This is a genomic window from Streptomyces sp. ALI-76-A (assembly GCF_030287445.1).
Taxonomy (GTDB): domain Bacteria; phylum Actinomycetota; class Actinomycetes; order Streptomycetales; family Streptomycetaceae; genus Streptomyces.
The window spans coordinates 2,897,872-2,915,187 of record NZ_JASVWB010000002.1; the positions used below are offsets into that span (position 1 = coordinate 2,897,872).

Annotated in this window: 15 protein-coding genes; 12 read left to right on the forward strand and 3 right to left on the reverse strand. The window is 70.6% G+C overall.

What is annotated here, in order from left to right; all coding sequences use genetic code 11:
* Positions 1 to 23: 23 nt before the first annotated feature.
* The 9 genes from QQS16_RS14010 (at position 24) to QQS16_RS14050 (ending at position 8,956) form a co-directional block, all read left to right on the forward strand.
* Complete coding sequence (locus QQS16_RS14010) at positions 24 to 524, forward strand: hypothetical protein (protein ID WP_286061992.1); 501 nt, start codon at positions 24 to 26, stop codon at positions 522 to 524.
* A gap of 18 nt (positions 525 to 542) precedes the next feature.
* Positions 543 to 1,142: a plasmid transfer protein TraA gene (traA, locus tag QQS16_RS14015; RefSeq protein WP_286061993.1), complete on the forward strand. Its 600-nt coding sequence runs from the start codon at positions 543 to 545 to the stop codon at positions 1,140 to 1,142.
* A gap of 12 nt (positions 1,143 to 1,154) precedes the next feature.
* Positions 1,155 to 3,209, forward strand: coding sequence for a plasmid transfer protein TraB (gene traB / locus QQS16_RS14020; protein ID WP_286061994.1), 2,055 nt, complete (start codon positions 1,155 to 1,157; stop codon positions 3,207 to 3,209).
* A gap of 196 nt (positions 3,210 to 3,405) precedes the next feature.
* Positions 3,406 to 3,825: a hypothetical protein gene (locus QQS16_RS14025; protein WP_286066314.1), complete on the forward strand. Its 420-nt coding sequence runs from the start codon at positions 3,406 to 3,408 to the stop codon at positions 3,823 to 3,825.
* Positions 3,826 to 3,915: 90 nt separating this feature from the next.
* Positions 3,916 to 4,608, forward strand: a complete 693-nt coding sequence (locus QQS16_RS14030) for an SAM-dependent methyltransferase (RefSeq protein ID WP_286061995.1) — start codon at positions 3,916 to 3,918, stop codon at positions 4,606 to 4,608.
* Positions 4,605 to 5,438, forward strand: coding sequence for a bifunctional DNA primase/polymerase (locus tag QQS16_RS14035; protein ID WP_286061996.1), 834 nt, complete (start codon positions 4,605 to 4,607; stop codon positions 5,436 to 5,438). Before QQS16_RS14030 ends, QQS16_RS14035 begins: the two co-directional genes overlap by 4 nt.
* Positions 5,439 to 5,440: 2 nt before the next feature.
* Entirely contained in the window at positions 5,441 to 6,919 is a 1,479-nt protein-coding gene (locus tag QQS16_RS14040) for an AICE element replication initiation protein (protein ID WP_286066315.1), read from the forward strand.
* 448 nt (positions 6,920 to 7,367) lie between these two features.
* Positions 7,368 to 7,610, forward strand: a complete 243-nt coding sequence (locus QQS16_RS14045) for a helix-turn-helix transcriptional regulator (RefSeq protein ID WP_286066316.1) — start codon at positions 7,368 to 7,370, stop codon at positions 7,608 to 7,610.
* Positions 7,611 to 7,687: 77 nt separating this feature from the next.
* Complete coding sequence (locus QQS16_RS14050; RefSeq protein ID WP_286061997.1) at positions 7,688 to 8,956, forward strand: tyrosine-type recombinase/integrase; 1,269 nt, start codon at positions 7,688 to 7,690, stop codon at positions 8,954 to 8,956.
* Between the two features lie 75 nt (positions 8,957 to 9,031).
* Here QQS16_RS14050 and glnA2 read toward each other — a convergent pair whose 3' ends face one another.
* The gene (gene glnA2, locus QQS16_RS14055) at positions 9,032 to 10,393 is read right to left on the reverse strand and encodes a gamma-glutamylpolyamine synthetase GlnA2 (protein ID WP_286066317.1); all 1,362 of its coding nucleotides are present in this window, start codon (positions 10,391 to 10,393) and stop codon (positions 9,032 to 9,034) included.
* 351 nt (positions 10,394 to 10,744) lie between these two features.
* Here glnA2 and QQS16_RS14060 point away from each other — a divergent pair, with 351 nt between their 5' ends.
* From QQS16_RS14060 to QQS16_RS14070, 3 genes are all read left to right on the forward strand, one after another.
* Positions 10,745 to 11,407, forward strand: a complete 663-nt coding sequence (locus QQS16_RS14060; protein WP_286061998.1) for a thioredoxin-like domain-containing protein — start codon at positions 10,745 to 10,747, stop codon at positions 11,405 to 11,407.
* Between the two features lie 11 nt (positions 11,408 to 11,418).
* On the forward strand, positions 11,419 to 12,021 hold the full coding sequence (locus QQS16_RS14065) for a DUF305 domain-containing protein (protein ID WP_286061999.1): 603 nt from the start codon (positions 11,419 to 11,421) through the stop codon (positions 12,019 to 12,021).
* A 282-nt stretch (positions 12,022 to 12,303) separates the two neighbouring features.
* Positions 12,304 to 14,349 carry an NAD(+) synthase gene (locus tag QQS16_RS14070; RefSeq protein WP_286062000.1) on the forward strand — a complete coding sequence of 682 codons (2,046 nt, stop codon included), beginning with the start codon at positions 12,304 to 12,306 and terminating at the stop codon, positions 14,347 to 14,349.
* A 427-nt stretch (positions 14,350 to 14,776) separates the two neighbouring features.
* Here QQS16_RS14070 and QQS16_RS14075 read toward each other — a convergent pair whose 3' ends face one another.
* Positions 14,777 to 15,994 carry an MFS transporter gene (locus tag QQS16_RS14075; protein WP_286062001.1) on the reverse strand — a complete coding sequence of 406 codons (1,218 nt, stop codon included), beginning with the start codon at positions 15,992 to 15,994 and terminating at the stop codon, positions 14,777 to 14,779.
* A 112-nt stretch (positions 15,995 to 16,106) separates the two neighbouring features.
* A complete protein-coding gene (locus QQS16_RS14080) occupies positions 16,107 to 17,093 on the reverse strand; it encodes an endonuclease/exonuclease/phosphatase family protein (RefSeq protein ID WP_502963905.1) in 987 nt (328 codons plus the stop codon).
* Positions 17,094 to 17,316: the final 223 nt, after the last annotated feature.

The window sequence follows — 17,316 nt, forward strand, 5'->3', positions numbered from 1 at the left end:
TCGACTTCCCTGGGAGTTTCGCTGTGTCCAGCCGTACCCGTACCCGCACCGTGAAGACGGCCGCGGGTGTCCACACCATCCGTATCCCGCGTCAGCGCGGGCGCCGCTCCGCTCAGCCGTTCGTGGTCGTCGTGCCCGAACACCCCTCCCTGACCCGCGAGGCACTCGGCTTCGTGGGGCGCGCGTTGTGGCGCTTCCGTGGCTCGCTGGCCCCGACCGGTTTCGCTGTGCTGGCGCTGGTCGTGACCGCGCTGCTGCACGTGCTGGGCTGGTGGTCGGGCCTGGTGCTCGCCCCGCTGGCCGCGGCCCCGGCGCTGTGGTTCGTCCTCATCCAGCGCCGGTGTCCCGCCCGCACGTCCGCGCTGGCCTGGCGCGCCGGCCTGGCCGTGCTGGCCACGCTCGCGTTCGCGTGGGCGGCGCTGGCCGCCGGCTTCGGCCCCCTCGCGGGCCCGCTGCCGCTGCTCTGGCTCCTGATCCTCATCGCGGCTCAGACCGCGTGGCTCATCGTCCGCCGCACCCACTGACCCTGAGGAGAACGTCAAATGGCTAGCTACGGACGCACCAGCGCCGACGAGGTCCGCGACTTCGCGAACCGGCAGGCGAGTCAACCCTTCACCCGCCCTCGCAACAGCGGGACCAGCAACAACGGCAAGGGAAACAAGTTCGCCAACGCGGGTGCCGCCGCGGGCGGGTTCGTCGGTGCGATGGGCGGCTCGTTCGTCCCGCCGATCAACGTCACCGTCAACAACAACAAGAACGCCCGCGCGGGCGGGGGCCGCTCCCACGCCCAGTCCCTGCTCCCCGCACCTGAGTTCACCTCGCCGGCGCAGGTCCGCAACTACTGCAACACCCTGCGCGCGGCCGGCGTGACGCTGTCCATCGAGGTGGCCATGGGCGCCGAGATCCTCAAGGGCGTACTGGCCGCGGTCCCGGACCCCGAGGGCCGCGCGTTCGGCTCCCGGATCCGCGCCGCGAAGGTGGCCCGCAAGATGCAAAAGGCCGCCGACGAGCTGCGGGCCGCGGCGAAGAACGCCGCCGCCTGCTACGCGACCTTCCAGCAGGAATACGAGGAAGAGATCAACCGCGTCCGCCACCGCGCCCGCAAGCCTCAGCAGCCGGTCATCGACTGGGCCCAGCAGTAAGGAGGGACGACCATGGCGCACAAGTGGACCGACCAGGACGGCCGGACCTACCCCCTCACCCTCCCCGCCGACACCGACGCAGGCACGGGCGGCAGTGTCCGGGCGTACCTGCTGCACCGGGCCAAGCCGCATCTTCCCCCGTGGCTGGGCTGGGCCGGTACCGGCCTGACCGGCGCGGTGGGGCACTGGCGGTGGGGCGACAGCGCCGCCGCCGGCGTCGGCCTCACCCTCGCCTCGGTCGCCCTGACCGGCGCCACCTGGTGGGCCGGCAAGGCCACCAGCCAGCAGCGCCGCCTGCACTCCGCCGTCACCGTCGCCGCCGGGTCCGCCTGGCTGACCGCCGCCTGCCTCGCGGGCCCGACGGCAGGTCCGATCGATGATCTGTTCCTGATGGGCGGGCCGGCGCTGGCCCTGTCGTGGAACGTGCGCATGGTCCTGCGCCACAACACCGAGGCCACCGGGCAGGGCGGCGACAAGGGCCTGATGGACAAGATCGGGCTGGCGCGGGCGCAGATCGGGGCGGCGAAGGTGGAACCCAACCGGGTCACCGCCCCCGTCGCGTTGGCCGCGGGTGAGCAGACCAACGACGACATGGCCAAGGCACTGGGCAACATCGCCTCAGCCCTGGACCTGCCGAAGAGCGCCGTGCGCTACACCCCCGACCCCGACTCCAACCGCCGCGGGGACCTGGTCATCGTCCCCGAAGACATGCTGGCCGACGTCGTCGAGTGGGAGGGCCCCTCCAACCTGGGAGGCTCGATCGCGGATCCGCTGGTCATCGGCCGCTACGACGACGGCTCCCTGCTCGTGATGTGGCTGCCCGGTGACCCGGAAGCGGGCCGCAACTCCACTCACGGCCTGGTCGCGGGCGGCACCGGTTCCGGCAAGGGCGATGCCGCCCTGAACCTGCTCACGGAGATCCTCTCCCGCCGGGACGTCATCGTGTGGTTCTCCGACCCGAAAGCGTTCCAGGACTTCGCCCCCCTGCGGCCCGGCCTGGACTGGGCCGTGGAGGGCGGATCCGGCACTGAGGTGATGGTGGCCGCTGTCGAGGCCGTCATCCCCGCCCGCACCCGCTGGCTGGGCGCCCACGGCTACCGCCAGTGGATCCCCGCGGCAGCCGAGACGCAGAACGACCCGGCACACTCCTGCCGCACGGACGGCAGCGCCTGCGGGTGCGCGGGCATGCCGTTCCTGGTCACCTGGTTCGAGGAAGCCGCCAACACCCTGCGCGCGCTGGGAGACGACGCGTTCACCGGCATCGCGCAGGAAGCCCGCGCCGCCGGTATCTCCCTGATCGTGTCGTTGCAGCGGCCGTCCTACGACCAGATGTCCACCAGCACCCGCGCTTCGCTGCCCTCCGTGATCGCGCTCGGTTGCGACCCGCGCGACGAGGGATTCGCCCTGCCGGACGAGGTCCTGGCCCAGGGCGCCCACCCGGGCGCGTGGGGCAACCGGCGGCCCGGCTACTGCTACGTCGTCTCTCCGGGCATCCCCGAGGACCGTTACGCCTCCCCGGGACGCACCTGGCGCTTCACCACCCGCGCGGTGCCGGTCATGGAACTGCTGGCCACCTGGGCACAGCGCAACGGCGCCACCGCCGACCCCATCACCGCCCGCGCGGCATCCAGCGTGGCCGGCAACGCCTACACCGGCCGTCCCGCCGACGACGGCGCCCTGCAGCCGACGGCGTTGCGGGCCGTCCAGGAGGAGGATGACATGGACGACATCGGCCCGCGCGTGGACCCCGAGGACCAGCACATCGACCCCGAGGCCGAACTCCCCGAGCCGGAGCAGGGCGACGATGTCCCGCTCTTCGGGCAGGAGACGGGCCGCAAGCCCTCCCCGGAAGAGGCACGGGAGCTGTTCGCCCGGGCGCTGGAGGAGTTCGAGGACGCCGGCCAGATGGTCGTCGGCCCGAAGGACTTCATGGACTGGTGCGACCGGCACAACCTCTCCCGCCCGTGGGTGTCCGCCCGGCTCAAGGAAGCCGCCCTGGACGGGCGGCTGGAGCCGACGAACACCACCGGCCGGTGGCGCATCGTCCCCGCCCTGACAGCCGCCTGACGCCTGACACCGTCACGGTCGCCTGACACCCAAAACCCTAGGCAAAACCGGTGTCACAAACGCATGACGCCCCCGGCGTGACACCCCTGACACCCCTGCCTGACACCCACACGCGCGGGCCCGCGCCACACCCTGGCGCGGGCCCGCGGCCCACCCGGAAGGATCACCCGTGGCCCGCACCGAACAGCCCGCGGACATCGAACTCCACCACCCCATCCCGATCACCACCCACCCGCACACACACGCACCCGTACTCGTGCAGCCGGGGACCGCGAGCGCCGTGCAGTCCATCGTGCTGCCGGACGGCCGTGTCGTCACCGGCTACGCCATCAACCCCGCCCAGCCCGAACCCCTCACCGCCAAGCCGCCCGTCTCCCGCACGGCGGTCAACGTCGCCCTCGGAGGCGTCGGGTTCCTCGCCGTGTGCGGCGGCCTGCTGCTGCTCACCTCGTTCATCGCCGCCCTGACTGCGTTCATCACCCAACTGATCACCCTGGCCGCAGTCATCTTCGGCGGCTGGATCGCCGTGCAGATCTTCAGCACTGGTGGCCGTCAGGGCGGCACCACCTTCAACATCCGCAAGGCCGTGATCAAACGCAACCACTTCCACGGCTAGCTACGCCAAGGGCGGCCCCCGTCTCACGCCAATGAATCCGGGGCCGCCCTTGAACACCCAGCACCTTCAACAGGACTGGAGACACTCAGCATGACGCAACCCAACGACATTCGGCGAGTGCGCGGCCTACGGCCAAAGCTGCTGGACCTGTACTGCAAGCAGGGCGGCGCCGCCAAGGGCTACACCGATGCCGGGTTCGACGTGACCGGCGTCGACAAAGACCCGCAGCCCCGCTACCCGTACCGGTTCGTTCAGGCGGACGCCATCGCGTTCGTCCTTGAGTACGGGGCGGAGTTCGGCTTCATCCACGCGTCCCCGCCCTGCCAGTTCGACAGCGACTGCAAGCGGATCCGGGGCAACGACCACCCCGACCTGATCGACCCGACCCGCGACGCCCTGGAGACCACCGGGCGCCCGTGGGTGATGGAAAACGTCGGCGGCGCTGTCCGGAAGCTGAACGCTCCCGTGATGCTGTGCGGGCAGATGTTCGCCCTGGCCAACTACCGCCACCGGTTCTTTGAGGCCGGCGGCGGCTTCATCCTAGACCAGCCGGACCACCCGCCGCACCTGGTCCCCCAGGCCAAGATGGGCCGCCCCGTCCCGCCCGGCCATTACGGCCAGTTCGTCGGCAACTTCTCCGGCGTCCAGGCGGCCCGCGACCTTCTCGGGGTGCCGTGGATGAACCGCGACGGCATCCGCGAGTGCATCCCGCCCGCCTACGCCCGCCACATCGGACGGGCCGCCCTCGGCCACCTGCGCCCGGAGCTGGAGGTGGCGGCGTGAACGAGCACCTGCACACCGCCCTGCGTCTCGCCTCCGACAACGTGCCCGTGCTGCCGCTGCGGAAGGGCAAGGTGCCTTTCGGGAACTGCCCGGCTTGTGCGCAGAACGCGTGCGGTGGTCGGCCGAACATGAAGACCCCCGGGCCCTGCGGCTGCCTGGCTCCCTGCCACGGCTGGGCCGCCGCCACCACCGACCCCGGCGTCCTGCGCTCCCGAGCATGGGCGCGGGCATGGCGCGACGCGGCAGCGGTGGCCTACCACCCCGGCGGCGCCGGCCTCACCATCGTCGACCTCGACAACGTGGAAGCCATCGCGTGGGCCCGAGGGAGCCTGCCCGCCACCCGAACCGTGCGGACGACGCGCGGTGAGCACTGGATCTACCAGGGCGTCATGCAGTCCGCCAACGCCGTACGGCCCGGCGTGGACATCAAGTCGACCATGTCCTACGTCCGCTGCCTTGGCCCCGGCACCGGCACCATGACCGCCCTGCCGGACGCCGTTCGCGCGCTGGTCGTGAAGGAACCGCCCACCGTCCGGCCGGCGCCCCGTTCCATCTCCGTGCCCGCCCGGTCCGGCGGCTGCCCCCACCGCACGCCCGCCTTTCTGGAACGGGGCATCGCCATGGCGGAGCAGCGCATCACGGAAGCCCGCAGCGCGGTGCACGTGGCCGTGTACCGGACGTTCCTCGCCGTGCTGTCGACCCACGGCCGGTGCGGCTGCCTCACCGACACCCACATCACACGCCTGTTCACCGCCGCGCAGACCAAGGGGGAGACCCTGCGGCACTGCACCGAGGCGTGGGCCAACGCCCGCACCACGTTGGGACTGTGACCATGTCCGACGACGAGAAGAACCCTGCACGCCAGGTCATCACCGACTACGCACAAAGCCACTTCCGGTACTTCCGCACCGCAGACGGCACCGTGTACGCGCAGAAGAACGGCCACCCCGTGGCCCGCCCGATCCGCTCCCAGGGCACCACAGGAAGTCACCGGCAGGAACTCATGGTCGGCCTCTTCCGCGACGGCGTGGGCGTCTTCAACGGCACCGCCATGAAAGAGGCCCTGGACCTGATCGAAGCCCTCGCACTGACCGAGGACGTGCAGCCCGTGCACATCCGCGTCGCCCCCGGATTCGACGGAGCGACGTGGCTGGACCTGGGCCGCAACGACGGGCAATCCGTGCGTATCCACCCCACCGGCTGGGACATCCTCACCCCGGACCCGCGTGAGGTGTGCTGGCGCCGCACCCAGCTCACCGGGGAACTGCCCCTCCCGACCAAGGACACCAACGGCAAGGGCATCGACCTGCTGATGCGGCTGTGCAACTTCGCCAACGCCGAGACCGAGTGCCTGGCCATCGCCTGGCTCATCGGCTGCCTGGCTCCCTCCGTACCCGTCCCCGCCCCGTTCCTCACCGGACCGCAGGGCGCGGGCAAGTCCACCGGCGGACGGATGCTCGTACGGATCATCGAGGGCATGACCGGGGACCTGCGCCGGGCACCGAAGGATGAGGAAAACCTGATCGCAGCGGTAGCGGCCGGTTGGGTCACGGCGCTGGACAACCTCTCTCACATGACCCCGGACCTGTCCGACGCGATGTGCTGCATCGTCACCGGAGCCGAGAACGTCAAACGCGCCCTGTTCACCGACGGGGACGTCTTCCGCGTCGGCTACCGCCGCCCACTGCTCCTGACCGGCATCGACGTGGGAGTCATCCGCCCCGACCTCGCCGAACGCCTCCTGCCCCTGCGCCTGGAACGCCCCCGCGTCCGGCGCACCGAGGCCGAACTGTGGTCGGACTTCGCCCAGGTCCTGCCTGTCATCCTCGGCTCGCTCCTGGACCTCACCGTGCAAGTGCGGGCGGCTGAGGCGGACATCCCCACCGACCTGCGCATGGCCGACTTCGCCCACCTGTGCGCACAGCTCGACGCGGCCACCGGTCTGGGAGCGCTCACCGCCTACCGTGCCAGCCTGGACGACCTCAATGACGACGTCATCGAGGGCGACCTGTTGGCACAGACCGTGCTCAAGCACGCCGCCGGCATCGACCCGGACACCGAGCAGCGGATGACATCGGCCGAGTGGCTGCACTGCCTCACCGGCCTCTACAGCGGCGAGGACTTCCGTCCCCTGCCCAAAGGGTGGCCGACCACCGGCAAGGTGCTCTCAGACCGCCTCAAGCGCCTACAGCCCACCCTCGCCGCCCGAGGCGTCCTCATCGACTGGGGACGCAACAACACAGCCCGCTACATCGAAATGGCCCGCCCGTCCGCCGCACCACCCCCGCACGCGCAGGAAGCCGCGTTCTGACCGGCTAGCCCCGGGCTACCGCCCGCACAAGCAAGAGGAGCACCCAGCCCGCGTGCTCCTCTTGCTGTTCGGCGGCGGCGCCGCCCTGCCCAGGTCGTGCCGCGAAGCGGCTCCTTCTTCACGCCCTGAGCCGCACACCACAACAGACACCACCCCCTCCTTTGTCCGAAGTAGAGAGACGCTGCGTCACCTGCGTCACCCACGCACCCCAAACGGCCCGCGACCTGCCGAAAGAGCGGTGACGCAGACGGCCCCCCGCTGCGTCACCCCGCGTCACCTGCGTCACCCCGTGACGCAGGTCTGCGTCACCCGTGACACAACCTCTGACCCCTGCGTCACCCAAAAGCCGCAGGTCAGCGCCATAAGTGACGCACATGACGCAGGTGACGCAGAAATCCGCACCTCGGACACACGCGGACTCCCGACACATCACGCACGGAGGCGCCTCATCGATACCGCACTTGATCGGCCGGACCCCCGCGCCATCCTCCGTAGCGGTCTCCCCGACCGCTACCTCACCCCCGACGACATCGCCGAGATCTTCGAGGTGCCCAAGGAAACGGTCTACCAGTGGCGCAAGAAACGGACCGGCCCGCCCGGATTCCGCATCGGCAAGTACGTCCGCTACGACCCCGCCGATGTGAGCGCCTACATCACTCAGCGCAAGGCCGAGGACGCCGCCGCTGCGTGAACCAATAAATCACCCACAGAGCAGGGAGAGCCGTTCGCGGTTCTCCCTGCTCTGTGTCGAGAGAGGACTACTGCCAGATGGCAGGCCACATCCAAGACCGGTGGTACAAGACCGAAGCCGACGCCGCCGGCAAGCCCCGCCGGGTACGGACGGATCGCTACGGCATGGGCCGGCGATACCGCGCCCGCTACATAGGTCCGGACGGGACAGAGAAGAGCAAGTCATTCCCCGACGGACAGAAGCGACTGGCTGACCAGTGGCTTGCCCACATCGAGGCCGACATGTCGCGCGGTCAGTACGTCGACCCTGCGGCCAGCCGCGTTACGTTCCGGCAGTACGCCGAGAAGTGGCTGAAGACGCAGACGACCGAGATGACCACGCGAGAGTCAGTCGAGTCCTCGATTCGCGGCCACGCGATTCCATACCTCGGGTCGCGACCGCTCGGTTCCTTCAAGCCGGAACACATCCGGGATTGGCTGAGCGAATTGGAGGGGGCCGTCCCTGCCTCGTCGTACCGGCGCGTGATCTACAACAACGTTTCGACGGTCCTCAATGCGGCTGTCGACGACGGCCACCTGTCGAAGAACCCTTGCCACGCGCAATCCGTGCGGCCCCCTGCGGCAGGAACTGGCCGCGTTGTGCCGTGGAGCGCAGAGCGCATTTTCGCCGTACGGGCAGCTCTGCCGGAGCGCTACCGCGCGACGGTCGACCTCGGGGGCGGATGCGGACTCCGGCAAGGGGAGATCTTCGGGCTTCCTGTCGACGAAATCGGCTTCGACTCCGGATGGCTGCACATCGCCAATCAGGTAAAGGTGACGAAGCAGGGTCTCGTGTTCTCCCCGCCGAAGCGGAACAAGGTCCGCGACGTCCCCTTGCCGGACCGCGTCGCGCACGTCCTCAAGCAGCATATGGAGACGTTCCCCCCGGTAGAGATCACCCTGCCGTGGCTCCGGCCGGATGGTCCGCTCGTCACCAAGCGGCTGCTGTTCACTCGTCTCGATGGCGCGGGGGCGGTTCGACGAACCGACTTCAACGACCGGGCTTGGAAACCCGCTCTTGTCGCGGCTGGGGTGATCCCCCAGCCGAAGCCGGGCGAGCGGCACCAGGCAGCCCGCGAACACGGCATGCACGCCCTCAGGCACTTCTACGCCTCGGTGCTGCTGGACGCCGGCGAGAACGTCAAGGCGCTGAGTCACTACCTCGGGCACAACGATCCGGGGTTCACGCTCCGGGTCTACACGCACCTCATGCCGAGCAGCGACGCACGGGCCCGGAAGGCCGTGGACGGCCTGTACGAGGGCACCGTTCCGGCGCCTGACGGCCCAGAGACGGCCCAGGGGCAGTGAGACACCATGGGGCCGACGGTCCACGACCGTCGGCCCCATCAGTCGAATCAGCGGGAAACCCGCCCTGACCTGCCCTTACAGCACCGGCAGGTTCTTCCGCAGCTCGAACGCGGTGACCTCGCTGCGGTACTCCTCCCACTCCTGGCGCTTGTTGCGCAGGAAGAAGTCGAAGACGTGCTCGCCGAGCGTCTCGGCGACCAGGTCGCTGCGTTCCATCAGGGTCAGGGCCTCGCCGAGGTTCTGCGGGAGGGGCTCGATGCCCATCGCGCGGCGCTCGGCGTCGGAGAGGGCCCAGACGTCGTCCTCGGCGCCCGGGGGAAGCTCGTAGCCCTCCTCGACGCCCTTGAGGCCGGCGGCCAGGAGCATCGCGTACGCCAGGTACGGGTTGGCGCCGGAGTCGATGGAGCGGACCTCGATGCGGGCCGAGCCGGTCTTGCCGGGCTTGTACATCGGGACGCGGACCAGGGCGGAGCGGTTGTTGTGGCCCCAGCAGATGTAGGACGGGGCCTCGCCGCCGGCGCCGGCGGTGCGCTCGGTGCCGCCCCAGATGCGCTTGTAGGAGTTCACCCACTGGTTGGTGATGGCGGCGATCTCCGCGGCGTGCTTGAGCAGGCCCGCGATGAAGGAACGGCCGACCTTGGAGAGCTGGTACTCCGCGCCGGACTCGTAGAAGGCGTTGCGGTCGCCCTCGAAGAGCGAGAGGTGCGTGTGCATGCCGGAGCCGGGGTGCTCGGAGAACGGCTTGGGCATGAAGGTCGCCTGGACGCCCTGCTCCAGCGCCACCTGCTTCATGACCAGGCGGAAGGTCATGATGTTGTCGGCCGTGGAGAGCGCGTCGGCGTAGCGCAGGTCGATCTCCTGCTGGCCGGGGGCGCCCTCGTGGTGGGAGAACTCGACCGAGATGCCCATCGACTCCAGCATGGTGATCGCCTGGCGGCGGAAGTCCATGCCGATGTTCTGCGGGGTGTGGTCGAAGTAGCCGGAGTTGTCGGCCGGGGTGGGGCGCGAGCCGTCGAGCGGGCGGTCCTTCAGCAGGAAGAACTCGATCTCCGGGTGGGTGTAGAAGGTGAAGCCCAGGTCGGAGGTGCGGGCCAGGGCGCGCTTGAGCACGTACCGCGGGTCCGCGAAGGACGGGGAGCCGTCCGGCATGAGGATGTCGCAGAACATCCGGGCGGTGCCGGGGGCCTCCGCGCGCCACGGCAGGACCTGGAAGGTCGACGGGTCCGGCTTGGCGATCATGTCGGACTCGTAGACCCGGGCGAAGCCCTCGATCGCGGAGCCGTCGAAACCGATGCCCTCGTCGAAAGCCTGCTCGAGCTCGGCCGGGGCCACGGCGACGGACTTGAGGAAGCCCAGCACGTCCGTGAACCACAGGCGTACGAACCGGATGTCACGCTCCTCCAACGTCCGGAGCACGAACTCCTGCTGCTTGTCCATCTTGCGCTTCCCCATCCTTGCTGGTCAGGCCGCCTGTCTCCGGTCCTGCGGAGGCGGGTCGGGCACCCGAGCATCCCACCACAACACCATTTCGTGCGCGTTGCGCACCTTGATCTTCCAGCCGACCTCGGTGTGAACGCCTCACGTCCGGCAGATGCACTGCTCTGCCGCCCATCTTGCCTGCTCGGACCGACATCCGTAATGCCGGGACTCCCCCCGCCTGACGGACGCCCCGGGGAGCGGGCCGGCGGGCCCGTTCTTCGGCCATTCCTGTGCCCGGTCTACGAGAGTCCTTTCCCTCCCCCTTACGATCAGCGGACCGACCGGCCCCCTTTCCCCGAAGGACATCGCATGGGCTCCGCCAAGAACAGCACCAACGCGACCCGCAAGGAGCGCATAGAGGAGATGCGGCGCGCCGAACAGGCCCGGGAGCGCCGCAGCCGGATCCTCACCGTCGCCGCGAGCGTGGTGGTCGTCGCCGGTCTCGTCGTGGGCGGCGTCGTCCTCGTGCGGTCGCAGTCCGACGACAGCGGTTCGGTGGCCGACGCGAAGACCACCGGGAAGTTCGTCACCGGCGCGGACGGCGTGAAGAAGTGGGACGGCAAGCTCAGCCAGACCCACGTCACCAAGGCCGTGAAGTACCCGACCGAGCCTCCCGTCGGCGGCGACCACAACCAGGTCTGGATGAACTGCAACGGCGACGTCTACACCGAGGAACTCAACAACGTGAACGCCGTGCACTCCCTGGAGCACGGCGCGGTGTGGGTGACGTACACCAGCAAGGCCGCCAAGGCGGACGTGGACGCGCTGGCGGCGAAGGTGAAGCGGACGCCGTACACGCTGATGAGCCCGGACGAGAAGCAGGCCGACCCGATCATGCTGACCGCCTGGGGCCACCAGCGCACGGTGACCGGCGCCGACGACCCGAACGTGGACACGTTCCTCTCCAAGTTCGTGCAGGGCGAGCAGACGCCGGAGCCGGGCGCCGCGTGCACGGGGGGGCTGGCGAAGTGAGGTCCGCCGGTGTGGCCGTCGCCGTGGCCGGGGTGCTGGTCGCGGCGGGTGCCATCAGCTATGCCGTGGCCGAGGACGACGGTTCGCAGGAGATCCCCGCCGCCGACTCGGCGGACGCCGGGTTCGCCCGGGACATGGCGGTGCACCACCAGCAGGCCGTGGAGATGTCGTACATCGTGCGCGACCGCACCGACGACGAGGAGGTCCGGCGCCTCGCCTACGACATCGCGCAGACGCAGGCCAACCAGCGCGGCATGCTGCTGGGCTGGCTCGATCTGTGGGGGCTGCCGAAGGTGTCCGCGGACCCGCCGATGACCTGGATGGGCATGGGTGACATGGCCTCGGGCAAGGACGGGGCGCTGATGCCGGGCATGGCGACCAACAGCGAGATGGAGAAGCTGAACACCCTCCGGGGCGAGCAGGCCGAGGTCTTCTTCCTCCAGTTGATGACGGACCATCACGAGGGCGGCGTCCACATGGCCGGGGGCTGCGCGAACCGGTGCGCGGTCGGCGTGGAGAAGCGGCTCGCGCAGGGCATGGTCGACGGTCAGCGGTCGGAGATCCAGTTGATGGCGGGCCTGCTGAAGGAGCGGGGCGCCAAGCCCCGGCCGTAGGGCGGGCAGGCGCGGAGGTCGCGGGCCCGAAGGGGCTGCGGGCCCGAAGGGGCTGCGGGTGCGGGCGCGGGCGCGGGCGAGCGCCATGAGGGCGGGAACCTCCCGGGACGCACCCCCGGCAGGCGCGGGCCGTGGGTGCGGGGGTACGGAGGGACAAGGGCCCGTCAGCCCATCGTGTCGCTCTGACGATTACACTGGCCGTGTGTCTCGACCCGGACGCGTGCTGACGAGATCCTCCGCGTTCGTCCTCCGTGCCCGTCCACTCCTCCCGAGGAAGCACCTTTGAACTTCTGGTCGGTCTATCAGCACGGCTTCGCCCGCGTCGCGGCGTGCACGGGTCACACCGTCATCGCGGACCCTCCCGCCAACGCCGCCGCGGTCCTGCGCCAGGCGCGCGCGTGCGCGCGGGACGGGGTCGCGGTCGCCGTCTTCCCCGAGCTGGGCCTGTGCGGCTACTCGATCGAGGACCTGCTGCTCCAGGACGCGCTGCTGGACGAGGTCGAGCAGGCGCTCCGGTCCGTGGTGGAGGGGTCGGCGGACCTGCTGCCGGTGCTGGTCGTCGGGGCCCCGCTGCGCCACCGCAACCGGATCTACAACTGCGCGGTGATCGTGCACCGCGGCCGGATCCTCGGTGTCGTGCCCAAGTCGTACCCCCCGAACTACCGGGAGTTCTACGAGCGCCGGCAGATCGCCGGGGGCGACGACGAGCGCGGCGGGACGATCCGGGCCGGCGGCCAGGAGGTGCCGTTCGGCGTGGACCTGCTGTTCGCGGCGGCGGACGTGCCCGGCCTGGTGCTGCACGCCGAGGTCTGCGAGGACATGTGGGTCCCGGTGCCGCCGAGCGCCGAGGCCGCCCTGGCCGGCGCGACCGTCCTGGTCAACCTCTCGGGCAGCCCGATCACGGTCGGCCGGGCCGAGGACCGCAAGCTGCTGTGCCGCTCGGCGTCCTCCCGCTGCCTCGCCGCGTACGTCTACTCGGCGGCCGGCCTCGGCGAGTCGACCACCGACCTGTCCTGGGACGGGCAGACCCTGATCTACGAGAACGGGGTGCTGCTGGCGGAGTCCGACCGCTTTCCGGACGGCGAGCAGTACGCGGTGGCCGACGTGGACCTCGACCTGCTGCGGCAGGAGCGGATGCGGATGGGCACGTTCGACGAGAACCGCCGTACGCACGCCGCGCGGACCGCGGACTTCCGGACGGTGTCCTTCGCACTCGACCCGCCGCACACGGACCTGGGGCTGCGCCGCCGTCTCGAGCGGTTCCCGTTCGTGCCCGCCGACTCCGACCGGCTGGCCCTGGACTGCTACGAGGCGTACAACATCCAGGTCGCCGGGTTGCAGCAGCGGCTCGCCGCGATCGGCGGCCCGAAGGTGGTCATCGGGGTGTCCGGCGGGCTCGACTCCACGCACGCGCTGATCGTCGCCGCGCAGGCGATGGACCGCGCGGGCCGCCCGCGCACCGACATCCTGGCCTTCACCCTGCCCGGCTTCGCCACCAGCGACCACACCAAGGACAACGCCCACAAGCTGATGCGCTCCCTCGGCGTCACCGCGGCGGAGCTGGACATCACGCCGACCGCGCGGCTGATGCTGAAGGAGATGGACCACCCGTTCGCCTCCGGCGAGCCGGTGTACGACGTCACCTTCGAGAACGTGCAGGCCGGCCTGCGCACCGACTACCTGTTCCGGCTGGCCAACCAGCGCGGCGGCATCGTGCTCGGGACGGGTGACCTGTCGGAGCTGGCGCTCGGCTGGTCCACGTACGGCGTGGGCGACCAGATGAGCCACTACAACGTCAACTCGGGCGTCCCGAAGACGCTGATGCAGCATCTGATCCGCTGGGTCATCGCCAGCGGGCAGTTCGACGAGGACACCGGGAAGACGCTCGCCGCGATCCTCGACACCGAGATCAGCCCGGAACTCGTACCGGGCGAGGAGATGCAGTCCACCGAGTCCAGGATCGGTCCGTACGCGCTGCACGACTTCACTCTCTTCCACGTGCTGCGCTACGGCTTCAGGCCGTCGAAGATCGCCTTCCTGGCCTGGCACGCCTGGCACGACGCGGAGGCCGGCGCCTGGCCGCCGAACTTCCCGGAGGCCAAGCGGGTGGCGTACGACCTGCCTCAGATCCGGCAGTGGCTGGAGGTGTTCTGCCGTCGCTTCTTCGCGTTCGCGCAGTTCAAGCGCTCCGCCATGCCGAACGGGCCGAAGGTCTCGGCCGGCGGTTCGCTCTCGCCGCGCGGGGACTGGCGCGCGCCGTCCGACGGCACGGCCCGGGCCTGGTTGCGCGACCTGGCCCGCTTCGACATTCCGGAGACGGACGGCTGACCGCTGAGCGCCGCGTGTTCCCGGCCGGCCGGGAACACGCGCGCGGCGGCCACCCGCTCGCGGCCGGTCAGGCGACCGGACGCCCAGGCGACCAGGCGACCAGGCGACCAGCGGAGTCTTCGGCGCAGGCGCACCGCGTGGGTCACGACGGCCACCGACGGGCCGGGCGGGCGCCGGGCGCCGACGGCGGGCGCCGACGGCAGGCGCGGCACCATCGGGAGCCCGGACACTGCCTCCTTGACCACCGCGCCTTCTCCTTCGACCAGTGCCGCGGCAGGCAACGTTTGCCCGTCAAGGAGCGGCGTCCGGTGCGTGCTCTCGGCGTGCCGGCCGGAAGCCCTCGTACTGGATGTACTCGGGCTTTCGGCCGGTGCGGCGAGAGGGCGTGCCGGGCGTCGCGACGGGGCGAACGTTGCCTGCCACGGCACTAGCGCGCCATCTCCTTCGACGCCCCCGGCACGTGTGCCACGACGACCCGCGTCGGCCCGCTCCGCGGCGCCCGGCGCCGGTCCACGAGACCGGCCGCGCCGGCCACCGCGAGTCCGACCACCGCGAGCGCGGCCCCGGCCGTCGCCGGAGACGTCACGCCGAGCCCCGCGGCCAGGGCGAGCCCGCCGATCCACGCACCCCCGGCGTTCGCCAGGTTGAACGCGGCCTGGTTGGCCGAGGACGCCAGGGACGGGGCCGCCGACGCCTTCTCCATGACCATCAGCTGGAGCGGGGATCCCGTCACGAAGGCCGCCGCACCGAGCAGCGCCACCGCCACGGCCGCGCTCCACGCCGTGGTCATCAGCAGCGGGAACAGGGCCAGGACCGCCACCAGCGACACCAGACCGCCGTACAGGGTGCCCCGCATCGAGTGGTCGGCCAGCCGGCCGCCGAGCAGGTTGCCCGCCGTCGCGCCCACGCCGAACAGCGCGAGCAGCAGCGTCACCTTCCCGTCGGCGTACCCGGCGGCGTCGGTCAGCATCGGCGTGATGTAGCTGTACGCGGCGAACAGCGCCCCGAAGCCCGCCACGGTGGTCCCGAGGGCCAGCCAGACGGGGAGGGACCTCAGCGCCGCGAGTTCGCCGCGCAGGCCGGTGCTCGGGGCGGACGCGTGGTCGTGCGGGATGAGCAGGGCCAGCGAGGCGATCGCGGCCAGGCCGATGGCGCTCACGCCGAGGAAGGTGGCCCGCCAGCCCAGGTGCTGCCCCATGAGGGTGGCGACGGGGACGCCCGCGATGTTGGCGACGGTCAGGCCGAGGAACATCAGCGAGACGGAGCGGGCCTTGCGCTCCGGCGCCACCATGCCCGTGGCGACGACGGCCCCCACGCCGAAGAAGGCGCCGTGCGGCAGGCCGCTGAGGAAGCGGGCCGCCAGCAGCCAGTGGTGGTCGGGGGCGAGGGCGGAGAGCGCGTTGCCCACCACGAACAGCGCCATCAGGCCGATCAGGACCGTGCGACGGGACATGCGCGAGGTGACGGCGGCCAGCAGCGGCGCGCCGATCACCACGCCGAGCGCGTACGCCGAGACCAGATGTCCGGCGGTGGGGATCGAGACGTGCAGATCGTCCGCGACGTCGGGCAGCAGGCCCATCATCACGAACTCGGTCGTACCGATGCCGAAGGCGCCCACGGCGAGGGCGAGCAGGGCCAGGGGCATAAAAGTGCCTGTGCCTTTCAGGGGAGAGCGGTTTTCCGTACGGGTTGAGCGCTTCTTATGTTCAAGTACGGAACAAAGGCTCCCCGGCCCGGTATTCCACATACCCCGCGGGCTACGACGATGTGTCCGCGTTCACATTCATCCGCGCCGCCACCGGGAGGTGGTCGCTCGGGGTCCTCGGCAGCGTCCACGAGCTCTCCGGCTCGATCCCCTTGACCATGATCTGGTCGATCCGCGCCATCGGGAACGACGCGGGCCAGCTGAACCCGAAGCCGCTGCCCACCGCGCCCTGGGTGGAGCGCATCTGGGAGGTGACGCCGTTGAGCGCGCGGTCGTTCATGGTGCCGTTCAGGTCGCCGAGCAGCACCACCCGGGTGAGCCTCTCGTCGGCGATGGCCTCGCCCAGCGCGTCCGCGCTCTTGTCGCGCTGGCGGGCCGTGAACCCGGCCTCCAGCTTCACCCGGACCGACGGCAGGTGGGCGACGTACACCGCGACCTGGCCGGCCGGGGTGGTGACGGTGGCGCGCATGGCGCGGGTCCAGCCGAGCTTGATGTCGACGGCCCTGACACCGGTCACCGGGTACTTGCTCCACAGCCCGACCGTGCCCTCGACCGCGTGGTACCGGTAGGTCGACGCGAGCGCCTTCTCGTACACCGGGACGGCCGACGTGGTCAGTTCCTCCAGGGCCAGCACGTCCGCGCCGGACGCGGCCACGTCGCGGGCGGTGCCGGACGGATCGGGGTTGTCCGCGTTGACGTTGTGCGTGGCCACCGTGAGGTCGCCGCCGCTGCCCGCCTTGTCACCGAGCAGCCCCCCGAAGAGGTTCAGCCAGACGATCGCGGGGAGCAGCACCGCGATCAGCGCGGTCGCGGACCTGCGCACCAGCGCGAGCACCAGCAGGACCGGGACGCACGCGCCCAGCCAGGGCAGGAAGGTCTCGATGAGGCTGCCGAGGTTGCCGACGACGTTCGGGATCTGCGCGTGCGACACCATGACCAGGGCGGTCATCACCGCCAGGGCGGCGAGCACCGTGCCGCGGCGCCAGACGCGCCGGTCACCGCGCCAGCCGGCGAACAGACGCTTCCCCAGCCGGTTCATCAGGCGCCGGATCCGGGTTCTCGAGTGCTCGGGACCCGAGCCTCCGTTGTCCGTCTCCGTCATGTACGCCTGCTGCGCCATACCGTCGCCTCACTACCCGCCGTGCACACCGTTCGTCCCCCGCGTCCTAAGACCCTAGGGGATGAACGGCCCCTTCCTGTCCGTCTCCAGGACGGCCGTACGGGCACGATGACGTACAAGTCGGCGGCGCCAGTTCCGCTGC

Excerpts from the sequence above, each read along its gene's own strand:
- QQS16_RS14060 (WP_286061998.1), top strand. The coding sequence starts at position 10,745 with ATGGGCTCCGCCAAGAACAGCACCAACGCGACCCGCAAGGAGCGCATA.
- traB (WP_286061994.1), top strand. The coding sequence starts at position 1,155 with ATGGCGCACAAGTGGACCGACCAGGACGGCCGGACCTACCCCCTCACC.
- traA (WP_286061993.1), top strand. The coding sequence starts at position 543 with ATGGCTAGCTACGGACGCACCAGCGCCGACGAGGTCCGCGACTTCGCG.
- QQS16_RS14050 (WP_286061997.1), top strand. The coding sequence starts at position 7,688 with ATGGCAGGCCACATCCAAGACCGGTGGTACAAGACCGAAGCCGACGCC.
- QQS16_RS14080 (WP_502963905.1), bottom strand. The coding sequence starts at position 17,093 with ATGAACCGGCTGGGGAAGCGTCTGTTCGCCGGCTGGCGCGGTGACCGG.
- glnA2 (WP_286066317.1), bottom strand. The coding sequence starts at position 10,393 with ATGGACAAGCAGCAGGAGTTCGTGCTCCGGACGTTGGAGGAGCGTGAC.
- QQS16_RS14040 (WP_286066315.1), top strand. The coding sequence starts at position 5,441 with ATGTCCGACGACGAGAAGAACCCTGCACGCCAGGTCATCACCGACTAC.
- QQS16_RS14030 (WP_286061995.1), top strand. The coding sequence starts at position 3,916 with ATGACGCAACCCAACGACATTCGGCGAGTGCGCGGCCTACGGCCAAAG.
- QQS16_RS14075 (WP_286062001.1), bottom strand. The coding sequence starts at position 15,994 with ATGCCCCTGGCCCTGCTCGCCCTCGCCGTGGGCGCCTTCGGCATCGGT.